The sequence below is a fragment of the Rhizobium acidisoli genome (assembly GCF_002531755.2).
Taxonomy (GTDB): domain Bacteria; phylum Pseudomonadota; class Alphaproteobacteria; order Rhizobiales; family Rhizobiaceae; genus Rhizobium; species Rhizobium acidisoli.
The window spans coordinates 137,842-149,775 of the sequence record NZ_CP034999.1; the positions used below are offsets into that span (position 1 = coordinate 137,842).

12 protein-coding genes and 7 pseudogenes are annotated in these 11,934 nt (G+C 56.6%); 11 read left to right on the forward strand and 8 right to left on the reverse strand.

The window, feature by feature from the left end; all coding sequences use genetic code 11:
- The first annotated feature begins 106 nt into the window (after positions 1 to 106).
- On the forward strand, positions 107 to 493 hold the full coding sequence (locus tag CO657_RS22975; protein WP_245487171.1) for a CYTH domain-containing protein: 387 nt from the start codon (positions 107 to 109) through the stop codon (positions 491 to 493).
- A 64-nt stretch (positions 494 to 557) separates the two neighbouring features.
- Here the strand turns inward: CO657_RS22975 and CO657_RS22980 are convergent, their stop codons facing one another.
- From CO657_RS22980 to CO657_RS22990, 3 genes and pseudogenes are all read right to left on the reverse strand, one after another.
- Positions 558 to 1,184, reverse strand: coding sequence for a pyroglutamyl-peptidase I (locus CO657_RS22980; RefSeq protein WP_007636071.1), 627 nt, complete (start codon positions 1,182 to 1,184; stop codon positions 558 to 560).
- 160 nt (positions 1,185 to 1,344) lie between these two features.
- Positions 1,345 to 1,815 (reverse strand): hypothetical protein, encoded by a 471-nt coding sequence (locus tag CO657_RS22985; protein WP_128715588.1) that lies wholly within the window; start codon positions 1,813 to 1,815, stop codon positions 1,345 to 1,347.
- A gap of 49 nt (positions 1,816 to 1,864) precedes the next feature.
- A pseudogene (locus CO657_RS22990) lies at positions 1,865 to 2,155 on the reverse strand (IS66 family transposase); the annotation flags it as partial.
- Between the two features lie 15 nt (positions 2,156 to 2,170).
- Between CO657_RS22990 and CO657_RS22995 the strand changes: the two are divergent.
- Positions 2,171 to 2,395: a hypothetical protein gene (locus CO657_RS22995; RefSeq protein WP_054186238.1), complete on the forward strand. Its 225-nt coding sequence runs from the start codon at positions 2,171 to 2,173 to the stop codon at positions 2,393 to 2,395.
- Positions 2,396 to 3,309: 914 nt separating this feature from the next.
- On the opposite strand, the pseudogene tnpA reads toward CO657_RS22995, so the two are convergent.
- Positions 3,310 to 3,676 (reverse strand): annotated as a pseudogene (gene tnpA, locus CO657_RS23000) (IS66-like element accessory protein TnpA).
- On the opposite strand from tnpA, the gene CO657_RS37405 reads away from it, so the two are divergent.
- Complete coding sequence (locus CO657_RS37405; protein WP_054186239.1) at positions 3,566 to 3,832, forward strand: hypothetical protein; 267 nt, start codon at positions 3,566 to 3,568, stop codon at positions 3,830 to 3,832. The pseudogene tnpA and the gene CO657_RS37405 sit on opposite strands and share 111 nt — an antisense overlap.
- A 134-nt stretch (positions 3,833 to 3,966) precedes the next feature.
- Here CO657_RS37405 and CO657_RS23005 read toward each other — a convergent pair whose 3' ends face one another.
- Entirely contained in the window at positions 3,967 to 4,434 is a 468-nt protein-coding gene (locus tag CO657_RS23005) for an avidin/streptavidin family protein (RefSeq protein WP_054186240.1), read from the reverse strand.
- A 195-nt stretch (positions 4,435 to 4,629) separates the two neighbouring features.
- Here CO657_RS23005 and CO657_RS23010 point away from each other — a divergent pair.
- Positions 4,630 to 4,803, forward strand: a pseudogene (locus CO657_RS23010) (transposase domain-containing protein); the annotation flags it as partial.
- 142 nt (positions 4,804 to 4,945) lie between these two features.
- Here the strand turns inward: CO657_RS23010 and CO657_RS37410 are convergent.
- Positions 4,946 to 5,154, reverse strand: a pseudogene (locus CO657_RS37410) (IS6 family transposase); the annotation flags it as partial.
- Positions 5,155 to 5,253: 99 nt separating this feature from the next.
- Here CO657_RS37410 and CO657_RS23020 point away from each other — a divergent pair.
- From CO657_RS23020 to CO657_RS37155, 4 genes and pseudogenes are all read left to right on the forward strand, one after another.
- Positions 5,254 to 5,535, forward strand: a complete 282-nt coding sequence (locus CO657_RS23020) for an FAD binding domain-containing protein (RefSeq protein WP_245293104.1) — start codon at positions 5,254 to 5,256, stop codon at positions 5,533 to 5,535.
- Positions 5,532 to 6,010: pseudogene (locus CO657_RS37150) on the forward strand ((2Fe-2S)-binding protein). The gene CO657_RS23020 and the pseudogene CO657_RS37150 overlap by 4 nt, the downstream one beginning before the upstream one ends.
- On the forward strand, positions 6,007 to 6,768 hold the full coding sequence (locus tag CO657_RS23030; protein ID WP_054186242.1) for an N-acyl homoserine lactonase family protein: 762 nt from the start codon (positions 6,007 to 6,009) through the stop codon (positions 6,766 to 6,768). The pseudogene CO657_RS37150 and the gene CO657_RS23030 overlap by 4 nt, the downstream one beginning before the upstream one ends.
- A pseudogene (locus CO657_RS37155) lies at positions 6,765 to 7,681 on the forward strand (xanthine dehydrogenase family protein molybdopterin-binding subunit); the annotation flags it as partial. The gene CO657_RS23030 and the pseudogene CO657_RS37155, both read left to right, overlap by 4 nt.
- A gap of 255 nt (positions 7,682 to 7,936) precedes the next feature.
- On the opposite strand, the gene CO657_RS37415 reads toward CO657_RS37155, so the two are convergent.
- Together CO657_RS37415 and CO657_RS37420 are read right to left on the reverse strand one after the other, a co-directional pair.
- Positions 7,937 to 8,365, reverse strand: a complete 429-nt coding sequence (locus tag CO657_RS37415; RefSeq protein ID WP_245293105.1) for a winged helix-turn-helix transcriptional regulator — start codon at positions 8,363 to 8,365, stop codon at positions 7,937 to 7,939.
- The gene (locus tag CO657_RS37420) at positions 8,299 to 8,832 is read right to left on the reverse strand and encodes a winged helix-turn-helix transcriptional regulator (RefSeq protein WP_245293106.1); all 534 of its coding nucleotides are present in this window, start codon (positions 8,830 to 8,832) and stop codon (positions 8,299 to 8,301) included. The genes CO657_RS37415 and CO657_RS37420 overlap by 67 nt, the downstream gene beginning before the upstream one ends.
- A gap of 382 nt (positions 8,833 to 9,214) precedes the next feature.
- Between CO657_RS37420 and CO657_RS23045 the strand changes: the two genes are divergently transcribed.
- From CO657_RS23045 to CO657_RS23055, 3 genes and pseudogenes are all read left to right on the forward strand, one after another.
- On the forward strand, positions 9,215 to 9,538 hold the full coding sequence (locus tag CO657_RS23045; protein WP_280950521.1) for a nucleotidyltransferase family protein: 324 nt from the start codon (positions 9,215 to 9,217) through the stop codon (positions 9,536 to 9,538).
- Positions 9,539 to 9,850: 312 nt separating this feature from the next.
- Positions 9,851 to 11,089, forward strand: a complete 1,239-nt coding sequence (gene serA / locus CO657_RS23050; protein ID WP_128715589.1) for a phosphoglycerate dehydrogenase — start codon at positions 9,851 to 9,853, stop codon at positions 11,087 to 11,089.
- A 132-nt stretch (positions 11,090 to 11,221) separates the two neighbouring features.
- Positions 11,222 to 11,778 (forward strand): annotated as a pseudogene (locus CO657_RS23055) (IS5 family transposase); the annotation flags it as partial.
- Between the last annotated feature and the right edge of the window lie 156 nt (positions 11,779 to 11,934).

Sequence of the window (11,934 nt, forward strand, 5' to 3'; positions counted from 1 at the left end):
TGGCGTCGATGGGTTCGAATTTGTACTGCGGAGCGGTTGGTCTGGGATGCATCCTTGTACCGTAGATTTAGTTGCACAACATGAAGACGAACCATCCGAGCGGCCGGTGCGTTATCAAGCGAACGAGCAGGAGGAAATGTTGGCTTCCGAGATCGAACTGAAGCTGGAACTCACACCCGAAGCTGTCGAGGCCGCTATTGGTTCCGGCCTGCTTGGCGAACCGACGAGTATCCTTCAGCAAACATCGACATATTTCGATACGGCAGATCGAAAACTATTCGACCGCGGCTTCACCCTCCGCATCCGGAAGACCGGAAATAGTCTCATCCAGACAGTGAAGGCCACCGGGGAAAGTGCGTCGCTGTTTGCCCGGTCGGAACTGCGGGCGTCGGTCACTGCTGGCCACAAAATGGATGACGAGTTTTCCCTGCCGTTGTCCCGCCTCCGCCCATGCGCGGGGTGCAAGTTCCCGTTGCGGTGGTCCAAGATCTGATCGCCTGCGCCTCCCACGTGAACCACGGGGGTCATCCGTCAACGCCGAACCACAGCCGTGCAGTTCAGCACTCATCTAGATACATCCGGCATGCCAGCAGTAATTTTCCGATGGCTGCTAGATGCCTGTCCCGTTGCGGCAAATCGAAATGCTCCTGTATCGTCACGGGATAAGCCCAAGGTATATGGACAAACAGGGCCTTCGCGGTCGACGCCACTTCGTCTAAGCGTCTAAGTACGCGGTAATAGATATAGTTACAGACGTAGTCGCCCGCGTTGTTCGACACGCAATAGGGGATGCCAGCCACCGCCAGCTGCGCTCCGACACGTTCAAGATTGACAGAGGTCCCGTATGCGCGGGGGCCGCCATCGACAATCGCGACTCCACTGCGAACCTCGCCGCGATTGTCCGCTACGCCACAATCGGCTACGTTGATGGCAAAGCGCTCAAGCTTAAGCCTATCTGTCGACACAGACAGGCCAAGCATTAGGATTAGATCTGCGTCCAGGGCGAGATCGAGGCTTCGCTCTAGCCAGTTGTCGACTCCCGCGTATGAAGTTGGAAGGACCGAAAACTCGATCAGATCGAACAGGTCGTTTGGGGGATGCCGTCTTAGGCTTTTCAAAATCTCTTCGGATGGGTTAAACGGAAGCCCGGCAAACGCGTCGAATCCGGTCACCAGCGCTTTCATTGCGGATCCCTCCGGAAACAATCTCTTCGCTCGACTGCTCGGTTCCCCCAATCCTTCGCCCACGTGGACCGTTGCAGCAGGCGGGCTCGCGCTCCCGCATCAAGGTCGAGTCGGGTGGCCTCGTGTTTCACACGGCTCAATCCGAACTTAGGGCAGAGCATCAATGGTCTGACCGACCGGAAATAATCGTCCAGCTCTTGATCCGCGCAGGTGCATATATGCCCCTAACCTCCGCACGTGCAAGGAGTTCCAACATCTCTATCTGCAACTCAGGCGCCTGAATATTAAAGATGGCGTCCTCGATCTCCACAAATCTCACACCGGAGGCTATTCCGTCTACCGCGAGGATATCCAGCCAAGCCTTGACCAAGGTAATTCGAATGCCGCAAAAGTGTTGCACGAAGTCGGCCTGCTCCCCCAAGGCGAGCCAAGCTGCCGCTTTGTCCGCGTTTCCGAGGAGCGCCCTATTCACGGCGATCGCATGCACCATTTCTGCGGTGCATGGCGCAGTCACCGCCCGGGGCTTGATCCATGCTCGTTCGTGGTACTGCACAGTCTTTTCATGGTCCTGCTCGATCGCTGATAGCTCTCCGCAGAGCGCCATGTAGAGAGACTCGTGTTCGTTATTCATGCAGAGTTTCTGCATCCCGCGAAGGAGTTCGCGAGCTTCATCCAGTCTCAGCTCGCAACAGGTCAACGCAGTCCGCCATGACAGAGCGAGAGATGTCTATTCCCAGCCGGTCGTACATCTCGGATAGGCGGTAGAGAGGGATATGATCGTCGAATTTGGCGACCATGATATGGGCGAGCAATCCCGGTCCGGGCTTGCCGCGTTCGATCGGCAGGGTCGGCATCTGACCCGCTACCGTCGTGTCGCACTCCCTGCAGATCATGCGCTTTTGCGTTAGCCTTTTAGAAGACGAAAGGACATACTCAGATCGTGGCGTCAGGGAGACTACACTCTCGACGCGCGCGAGTTCCCGACCATGTTCGTAAATGAACATGGTTCCATGGACGTGGCCAGGGTCGAGGGCTGGGTGGTTCTGACTCAAACATGCGATATCGTGAACTTCGCTGAAGGACGCGATCTTGTTGCTGTTGCACCATTAGTCAAAGCCAAGCTGGGCTTGATGCAGGCCGTTGCCAAAGGCACGACGCCCGCTGCGGCCCAACTTGAGAACTCGCCGGGGAGAACCTCGTTGTTGACCTGACGAAACTCTGTGCCGTCCAAAAGAAGGCCCTTGCAGGCATGAGACGCGCCATAGGCTTCAATAGCGATGAAACACGCTGCACGTTCGCTCAGACCTTGGAGTCGGTACGGCCGCTTCGCATTTCCCGACGCCCTGGATTGATGGACCCTTAATTGCGATCCGCAACCAATCGAAGGACAAGCATAAAAGGAATTCTGATTCTGGGCGAGTTTACAGATCGCTTCGTTGCATTCGAGTCTCAGCATCTCCTGATTTCAATACAAGAGGGGCTGAGATCCAGTTTCTTGCGGTGCTTGACGAAGAAGCACGGCTCGAGGCTACGACAACGGAGATAAAGAAGAACTCGACTCCGTCGCAGCGTCTTCGAAGTTCAATTGGCCGGAAGAATTTGAGCGCGCCGTTCCGCTTTTTAGGGTCGTGACACCGGACTCCATTAGCGCTCGCGAGTGGTTTACCAGCCAGCAAATTGATCTTGATTTCCTCTCTCCCCTCAAAGATTCCTGAGCGGAGGCGGAAAACATGTGCCGCAATTACGCTTGAATCATTATGCGATCTTCGTGGCCTAAACCGTGAACGCCATAGCAACCAGCCGGACGCTAGCCTCGGCAACTCTCGCCGTGCCAGAACCGTTGCCCCCCTAGGTCAGTGGCGTAAGCATATTTATCGAACTGCCTTTGACACTAGGAATATACATGGTCCTATGGAAAGCCGTTCGGCATGTCACCTGAGATGGTTCGCCATAATCGTCGAGATGAAAAAGTAAGAATGATCGTATCCTTCGCGTGTTCAGGGTCCCGTTCGCCGCTCCAAGTGAAAGCCCGCTTCAGCGATTTGTCGCGTCGGATGACGGGATCAATCGCAAGATAGCCCCGCTTGATAGTCGGATGGCCACTCTTGCCGTGTCGGGATCGGGATCATCGCAGTGTCTCCAGCCCGCGCAGGATTCGCAGCAGCGCATCGACGTCGACGTCTGTCGACAAGGACGCGCCGGCCGTTTGCGCTCCGCACCTCCATGCGACGGCTACCCACTACCGGAGTCGATGGAGCCGACACGGGCGTAGGCACGTCCGGTGTGATCAGCGCGGGCACGAAGCCCTCGATCCGATTGCTGCCAAGATTGCCGGCCTGCGCCAACTGCCGCCAGCGGTACAGTTGTGCGCGGGAAACCCCATGCTTCTGCGCCGTCGCGGAAACCTGGCGACCATCGCCAGAAAAGCCTTCCTCGAGAATTTTGAGCTTGGCCGCGGCGGTAAAGCGCCGCCGACGCCCTGGGTCGATGATTTCAAGCCGGCTCACCGGTGTCCGAAAACTGTCCATATGCCTGTCCATAGCGACAAAACGACAGATTCATCCCACGCGCTCAAGGCGGCGCATCCTCGGATGCTCACTTTTGTCCGGAAAGCTTGCCGTTTTGGCCGCATTAAACTCATCAAATAGGATTTGCGCCGCGCGGACGAGCACGCGGCGCTTTTATTCGGCAGGGAAAGCAGCTTCGTCTAAGCCTTTGGCCTTATTCGATGAATTCTTGCTCCACAATCTCCGACGGGCCAGCGCCGGCAGGGCAGAGGAGATTAGTCCTTCAAGAGGCTTTTGTTCTCAGTCGTCGGCACGTACTGGAAAGTGTCTTGTCCTTGCTCAATGGCCGGTCCGGAGCCGCCTTCGTAAGCGAGGTTCCAGCTCGTAACTATCTCAGTGTTGTTGCCGTTGACCTGTGCGTAGCCGGTCCATCCGGTTGCGGAATTGCAGTTTTCCGTCGAATTGTTCCAGCCGACCGAAAATGCGATGAACGTCCCGTTTACCCTTCCTGTTAGCGGATAGGGCGAGTTCTGGCATCCGGTGCCCTGTGCTCTGTTTACATATTGGCCGGAGACATTTCCGAACGAGTCGACTTGAATGATCATCGTCGAGCCGGACCGGTTCTGCCAACTGCTGGAAGCCGATGCGATGCTTGAAAAATCCTTGAAGTTGCTTGCATCGAAAGCAAGAGCTGAGGTTGCTACAGCAAACACAAGTGCTGCAACTGCAGTAGTACGGATCATGGTTTTTCCTCCTGATGTGCGCCGACCGTCGGCGATCGTACCGAAGGTTGCATATAATCTCGTAATAATCAATCAATCCGAGTAGCAATTTACCGGGTTGAGAAACCCGAAAGACGGGCCGCGCCTTGCGCGGCGCGGCCCGAGAACGAGCATCGGGAGTGAAGACTTACACCATGCAAATTACGAACGGGATAGCGCAACGCTAATATCTTGACCATCATTAAAACGGACAAACTGCATGGCCGCAACCCCGAGAGCTACCTCACGGACGTCCTAACCCAGATCAAAGATTCACCGGTAGATAGGCTTGAAGACCTGTTGCCGTGGAATATGCTCCCGACGGTCTCCACTGCGCAAAAGGCCGCCTGATGGCTCGTTCGATGCATATCTGCACGATCGAAGACGTCGCCACCATGACCGGCGAGAACCTCGAACTGCTCAGAGAGATCGTATCCATCCGAGCAGGGCCGCGGGATTTTGGGCGCCGCGCGTTGTCACCAAGCGCTCCGACCGAACGACGGCGTATGTCGTTGGCGAAGGCTCGGCCGAACTTCTCCGCCCACGGTCGGATCGTTTGATGCGAGACAATGATCCCGCGGGCTGCCAGCATGTCCTCGACCATCCGTAGGCTGAGAGGAAAGCGGAAATACAGCCGAACGGCATGAGCGATCACCTCGGCGGGAAAGCGATGCGACGGTAAAGCGGATCACGGTGTGTCATAGCCCGTGATCGGACATCGAAATCGAATTTCCGTTAGTTTACGATGCCATCTCCTCACCTGACGGTTGGGTGTTGCCGCCCTCGAGTGGCGAAATCGCATTGCTTGACATTCCTATCAGGGCGTCTGACGTTCGCGTTGGCATGATGGGCGTTGGTGAAACCCCGCTGCGGCTTGAAGAGATCGAGGGCATCATCGAGGGGACGGATGTTTCCGAGCCGGTTCTCGATACGGTGGCGGATCGCCTGGCTGGAATCCTCACGCCCAGCACGGATATCCATGCCTCTGCAGATTACCGCAGGCATCTCTCAGGCGTCCTTGCCAAACGGGCCCTTCGCGCCGCCTGGAGCCGCGCGAACCACGAAAGGCTTCAAGCGAGATGAGTGAGAAGACGATCACCGTTAGCGTCAACGGAGCGTATATGACGCGCACGATCGAAGCACGAACGCTGCTGAGCGACTTCCTGCGCCAGGACCTTTGCCTGACCGGAACCCATGTCGGGTGCGAACATGGCGTTTGCGGTGCCTGCACCGTCATTCTCGATGGAAGGAGCGCACGCTCCTGTCTGACGCTTGCAGTGCAGGCGACGGGAGCGAAATCGAAACCATCGAAGGCCAGGGAAGCGTCGATAAACTCGGACGAATCCAAGAAGCGTTCCGCCAGCATCATGGCCTGCAATGCGGATTTTGTACGCCCGGTTTCATCGTGGCGATCATCGACCTTCTTCGCCACCATCCGCTGGAAACCGATGAGAAGATCAGGGAAGCGCTGTCGGGGAACATCTGTCGCTGTACGGGATATGAAAACATCGTCAATGCCGTCCGCGAACTGGCTAGGGAGAGAGGACCTCTGAGATGAAGATGCATTTTCTTGAAGGCGGCCGGCTCCGTATGCGCCGGTCCATCTACGTCCCCGGGGCACCGAAGGAAGAAGCGATCGAGTTGCCGGTTCACGCCACCCTGGTGCGCCATCCCCAAGGCAACGCGCTGTTCGACAGCGGATGCAGTCCGGAGGCCGCCATCGATCCAGGCGCGCGATGGGGCGGGTTAAGCAAGGTTATGACTCCGATCTTTTCACCAGAGCGGACGGTCGTTCATCAGTTGAAGACTCTTGGTCTAGATCCCGAGGACATAGATGTTGTGATCTGTTCACATCTCCATCCCGATCATTGCGGCTGCAACTCGTACTTTCGGCGCGCAACGATCCTCTGCCACGAAGCGGAGGCGCAGGCCGCCACGGCAAGCGATGCAGAAAATCAAGGCTATCTTCGAGGAGAATGGGACCAGCCCCAGGGTTTCCAGACCTTCAATGCGGAGCATGACGTCTTTGACGACGGGCGCATCGTCTTACTGCCGATGCCGGGTCATACCCCCGGAATGACCGTCGCCCGTGTCGAGCTGGAAAAAGATGGTTCATTTATACTCGCTTCAGATGCTGCGCCGCTCCAGGCGAACGTCGACACCGGTATCGCTCCAAGAAATACTTGGAACAACGAGCTGGCCGCAGAGGCACTCGCTTGCCTGAAAGCTCTTCGGGAGCGGGGAGCTACCATCATTTCCGGCCACGACGACGCGCAGTGGCAAGGGTTGCGAAAGGATGTGGAGTTCTACGAATGAGCCAGCAGGACCACTCCGTCCAGCTGCGGCCCAAACTTGTCGCAAGCGGGTCAAGCGCACCGAAGATCCACGTCTGCTGACGGGTGTTGGTCAGTATGTCGATGACATGGCGCCGGCCCGTATGTTGCATATCGCACTGCGACGCTCCGACCAGCCACATGCCCGAATCTTGAACATCGATGTCGGCGATGCGTTCTCGGTGCCCGGCGTCGTCGCGATCTATGACGCGAGCGACCTGGAAGGAGAGATCAAACCTGCCATACCGACCTCGCGTATGCCTGGTTATTACGCCACCCCCCTATGGCCACTTGCACGCGGGAAGGTTCGATATGTAGGCGAGCCGGTCGTCGCCATTGTGGCGGAAAGCCGGTACGCGGCGGAAGACGCGCTTGAACATATCAGTATCAAGTACGAGCCACTGCCCTTCGCTATCAATGCGGTCAAGGACGATGCACCCCTCCTGCATGAGGAGGCAGGCACCAACACGATCATCCGCCGCGAGTTCAAGCGTGGCGACGTCGACGCGGCGTTCCAAGGATGCAGCGGTCACCGTGAAAGGCAAGTTCCGGATGACGCGGAAGACCGCGGCTGCCATGGAGAACCGGTCCTATCTCGCCGAATGGGAGAGCCGGAAACAATCGCTCACGCTACACGTCCTCCAATATTCCGGGCGTGATCCGCGATGTGCTTTCGGGCTGCCTCGGCCTCCCAGGAAACACGCATGCGCGTCGTCGCCCCCGATGTGGGAGGCAGCTTCGGCGGCAAGGGCTCGCTCTACGGCGAAGAAATCCTTGTCTGTGCGCTGGCACGAAAGCTGAAGCGGCCGATCAAGTTCATCAGCGATCGACTGAAAGATCTTTCCGCGACCAGTCAGGCCTTCGACGAACTGATCGAGGCCGAGCTGGCGGTATCGTCCATACCGAAGCAAATCTGCCGAATAATATCGGCGGCTTTCGCGGCATGGGCGAAGGCGGCACGATCGGCGCGCCGGCGGCGATCGCAAGCGCCGTCTCGGACGCGCTTTCTCACCTCGGCGTGTCGGTAGAACGCTGCCAGTTACTCCAGAGCGCATTTTCCAGATGCTTCGCCATAAGAGACTGTTCCCCGATGCGCCGGATTGACCCCGAACATCGCGTTTTTTGGAAACCCCTTTGGGACAAGAGACCCTTCAAAGGTCAAATGGGTACCTCAGGATATAGTCGGTGTCCTTGGAGGAGATGGGCTTCTTGCACTCGGAGCAGACCACAATGGCGGAAAAATCCTGCCCGCAGGCCTTATGCCGAAGCCGCATCGGTGGCTTGCCATCTGAGAGCCACCTGTCTCCCCAAGCCATCATGACGAGCATGGGCTTGTACAGATCGAGGCCGATTTCCGTAAAGCGATACTCGAAGCGTTCGCCCGCATTATAGGGAACTTTGCGCAATACCCCTGCCTGTACGAGCCGGGCGAGACGGTCCGCGAGAATGTTGGTCGCAATGCCGAGATTCTCCCGCATTTCCTCGAAGCGGCGAACACCGAACCAGCCTTCTCTCAGAATGAGGAAGCTCCAACGATCGCCAATGATCGCGAGCGTCCGCGCGACGGAGCATGGCCGCACTCTTTCCAAAAGTGTCGAATCTGAGCTTCTGCGAGATGTCGGGCGCGTCTCGACCGGAGCATACCCCGCGCCCGGTCCGTCGCGAGGCGCAACTTCTTTAGAATCAACTGTAGCGGGGCTTCGTTGCCCCCTGTCAACCACTTGTCGCCGAACTCCGTGAGCGAAAGCATCGTCGGAAAAAGATCTTTACCTCGGAGGGTTAGAAAATACTGTTGCCCCGGCTCGTTGGGCCGCTTTCCGGTGCTGAGGATCTCATTTGCCACAAGGCTCGAGAGTCGGGACGAAAGCGTTTGCCGTGGAATTCCCAAACGCTCCTGAAATTTGTCGAACCGACGCACACCGAAATAGGCTTCTCGAAGAATCAAGAAGTTCCAGGTCTCGAAAACAATTTCCATGGTCCGACGAACCGATGATTGCCGCTGCATTAACAGGGGTTTTTCAACATCGGGTGAGGACGCAATGTTCATGGGCAGCTTTATAAAATTGTTCATCGGACGAGGCCGAATTGATGATGGTTCACACTATAGATAAGGCATCAGGTCTAATATTGAAAGCTTCGGACCCATAAGAAACGGCGATCCGATCGCAGGCGATAAGCCAGAAAGAAGGTCTGCAGGTACTCACACAATAATCTTGTCATCAGGTGCGGCGTGACCGCATTAAACACCCGCGGCAACTGGCACTGACGCTCACGCCTTAGCCTCAAGGCGCCGGTGGGGCTCCGTCTGGGAAGACCTGCAGCACCGCTGGCGCTCGCGCTCTTGGGGAGGAAGGTCAACCAACCTAGACGTTGCATTAATCAGAGCGACGAACTCGCCGGTGAAACCAAGTCCGTAGGTGGCGACATACGTGCGATCGGCGCAAGGAGCGCTGGTCATGCTGGCCGACATGCCGTGGGTTTCAACAGCTGACATAAACTCGCTTATTGAGGCTTTCTTTGCTCATCGTTGTCGACCGATTATTGTCGCGACCTGCGGGAGCGTTCGCGGGAATCCCGTGATCCTTCCCAGGTCTCTCTTGGGCGAGGTCGCCAATCTTAAGGGCGACCTTGGAGCACGAAATATTATCCGAGGCTCCAATCTGCCGGTCGTAGAAGTCGATATCGGTCCCTCAGCATTGCACGATGTCGACACAATGGAAGCATTGGTCGCAGCTGGCGGTATCGTATCCTGATCCTCAGCAACAGCGAAAGTTGTTTGTCGCCACCTTGTCCCGGAACTCACGTATTGAGAACGAGGAGCCGAGGGACATCACAATAGCGGCGACGGCCAGATCTACGGCGCTTTGTCTATGCCAGATCCACGGACAACTGCACATCATAACCGACTTCGGCGGTAGAACATATGGCTCGCCAGCGGACAGTTCCGCATTGCCCAAAGATCTATATCATTTGCTAGATGAGTCCACAAAAGCTCACAGACAGGGCAACAGGATTCAGTCACATTGTCGGTATATTAATGAATTCCAAAAATCGAGAGCAAACCAATGTCCCGACCTCTTTCGCGTCCGCGCGACCGGATTTCCGTACTTCTGCTTGAAGGGATCAGTCAGAGCGCGGTGGACTACTTTTCGTCATCAGGCTACGTCAATCTCACGCATCTGCCGAAGGCTCTGGATGACAAGGATCTTAAAAGTCATATAGCCGAAGCACATATTGTAGGAATTCGCTCACGCACGTATCTGACAGAGGAAATCTTCAGATCGGCTAAGAAGCTCATGGCCGTCGGCTGTTTTTCTGTGGGGACAAATCAGGTCGATCTGGATGCGGCCCGCCGACGCGGGATACCCGTGTTCAACGCTCCCTATTCAAATACGCGCTCGGTCGCCGAGCTTGTGATCGGTGAGATCATCATGCTGACCAGGCGGATCTTCCCGCGTTCGGCTTCGGCTCATGAAGGCGGATGGGAAAAATCTGCCGTCGGCAGTCGTGAGGTGCGCGGGAAAACGCTGGGCATCGTTGGCTATGGCAATATCGGTTCGCAGCTTGGCGTTCTTGCGGAAAGTATGGGCATGAACGTGCGCTATTTCGATCCCTCGGACAAGCTTCGCCACGGCAATACAGAATCGATGGCGACGCTCGGGGCACTGCTCGAAATCTCAGATTATGTGACGATGCATGTTCCAGAGACCAGTGCAACGCGAAACATGATCACTGAGGCTGAACTGCGCCGAATGAAAAAGGGAGCCGTTTTTATCAACAATTCCCGCGGGACCGTGGTCGATCTTGAGGCGCTTGCGACGGTTTTGAAAGAAGGGCATCTCGCAGGCGCGGCTGTGGACGTGTTCCCGAAAGAGCCGGCATCCAATAAAGAACTTTTCAAGACGCCGCTACAGGGTTTGGACAATGTAATTCTGACGCCACATATTGGCGGCTCAACCGAAGAAGCCCAGGAGCGCATCGGAGGGGAAGTCTCAAGGAAGCTCGTCGAATATTCGGACGTCGGTTCGACGCTGGGCGCGGTCAATTTTCCCCAGGTTCAACTGCCTCCGCGACCGAACGGCACACGTTTCATCCATGTTCATGAAAATCGCCCTGGCATCTTGAACAGTTTGAATATGATTTTTTCGTCCCGCGGACTGAATATCGTCGGCGAATTCCTGCAGACCTACGGCGAGATGGGTTATGTGGTGATTGAGGCCGAGAGCATTGGCCAGAGAGCGGATGACATCCTTGATGAGATTCGCCAGATTCCGGGAACGATACGCGCTCGATTGCTTTACTGACCCGGTGGATTGTGCGTCATTTCACTTTGGCCTGAACGTTTGCGAATTCACGCCTTAGAGCCCGATTTAAAAGAAGTTGAGCGATAACAGGCAGTTGTGATTCCTATTGGTGCTAAATCAAATGAGGTTTCGATGAGCTGGACTGCTATCGCTCGCCGTGGGCATGACCGAGACGTACTTCGTTTTCCAAGTGATTTGAAGGACCGGGAATGGGCGTTGATCAAACCGCTGATCCCGCCAGCGCGTCGTGTCGGGCGGCGTCGGACGACGAATATGCGCTCGGTCGTGGAGGCGATCCTCTATATCGCCTCGAGCGGCTGCCAATGGCGCATGCTGCCGGGCGATTTTCCGCCGGTTTCGACAGTGCGCGGTTATTTTTATGCTTGGCGCGCGATCGGACTGTGGCAGAGCATCAACCAGCTTCTGGTGATGGCGGCGCGGGAAATCGAGGGACGGGAGGCGCAACCGACGGCGGGGATTATCGACAGCCAAAGCGTCAAGACCACGGAAAGCGGCGGAATATCCGGCTATGATGCAAGAAGATTAAGGGCCGCAAGCGTCAGATTGTCACCGATACGCTTGGATTTCTGATCTTCGTGTTCATCCATGCTGCCGACATACAGGATCGCGACGGCGCACCCCATGTCCTCAAGGCGATCCGCCGCCGTTTTCCGTGGCTGCGCCACATGTCACTGGCGGCGTGACTGCAACACCAAGTGCGACCAGTCCACCGGGCCCTTAAAGTGCATCCTTGACCGGAAACGTGTCTTAACCGTAGTGGTGAAGCCGCGCCTGATGCCGCCGGCTGTTCAAAAAGGGAAAGCACCAGCCCTACCGAAACCCTC

Bases quoted from the DNA above. Each gene is read 5' to 3' on its own strand.
- CO657_RS22980 (WP_007636071.1), bottom strand. From the start codon at position 1,184: ATGAAAGCGCTGGTGACCGGATTCGACGCGTTTGCCGGGCTTCCGTTT.
- CO657_RS22985 (WP_128715588.1), bottom strand. From the start codon at position 1,815: ATGAATAACGAACACGAGTCTCTCTACATGGCGCTCTGCGGAGAGCTA.
- CO657_RS22995 (WP_054186238.1), top strand. From the start codon at position 2,171: ATGTTCGTAAATGAACATGGTTCCATGGACGTGGCCAGGGTCGAGGGC.
- CO657_RS37405 (WP_054186239.1), top strand. From the start codon at position 3,566: ATGCTTCTGCGCCGTCGCGGAAACCTGGCGACCATCGCCAGAAAAGCC.
- CO657_RS23005 (WP_054186240.1), bottom strand. From the start codon at position 4,434: ATGATCCGTACTACTGCAGTTGCAGCACTTGTGTTTGCTGTAGCAACC.
- CO657_RS23030 (WP_054186242.1), top strand. From the start codon at position 6,007: ATGAAGATGCATTTTCTTGAAGGCGGCCGGCTCCGTATGCGCCGGTCC.
- CO657_RS37420 (WP_245293106.1), bottom strand. From the start codon at position 8,832: ATGAACATTGCGTCCTCACCCGATGTTGAAAAACCCCTGTTAATGCAG.
- serA (WP_128715589.1), top strand. From the start codon at position 9,851: ATGTCCCGACCTCTTTCGCGTCCGCGCGACCGGATTTCCGTACTTCTG.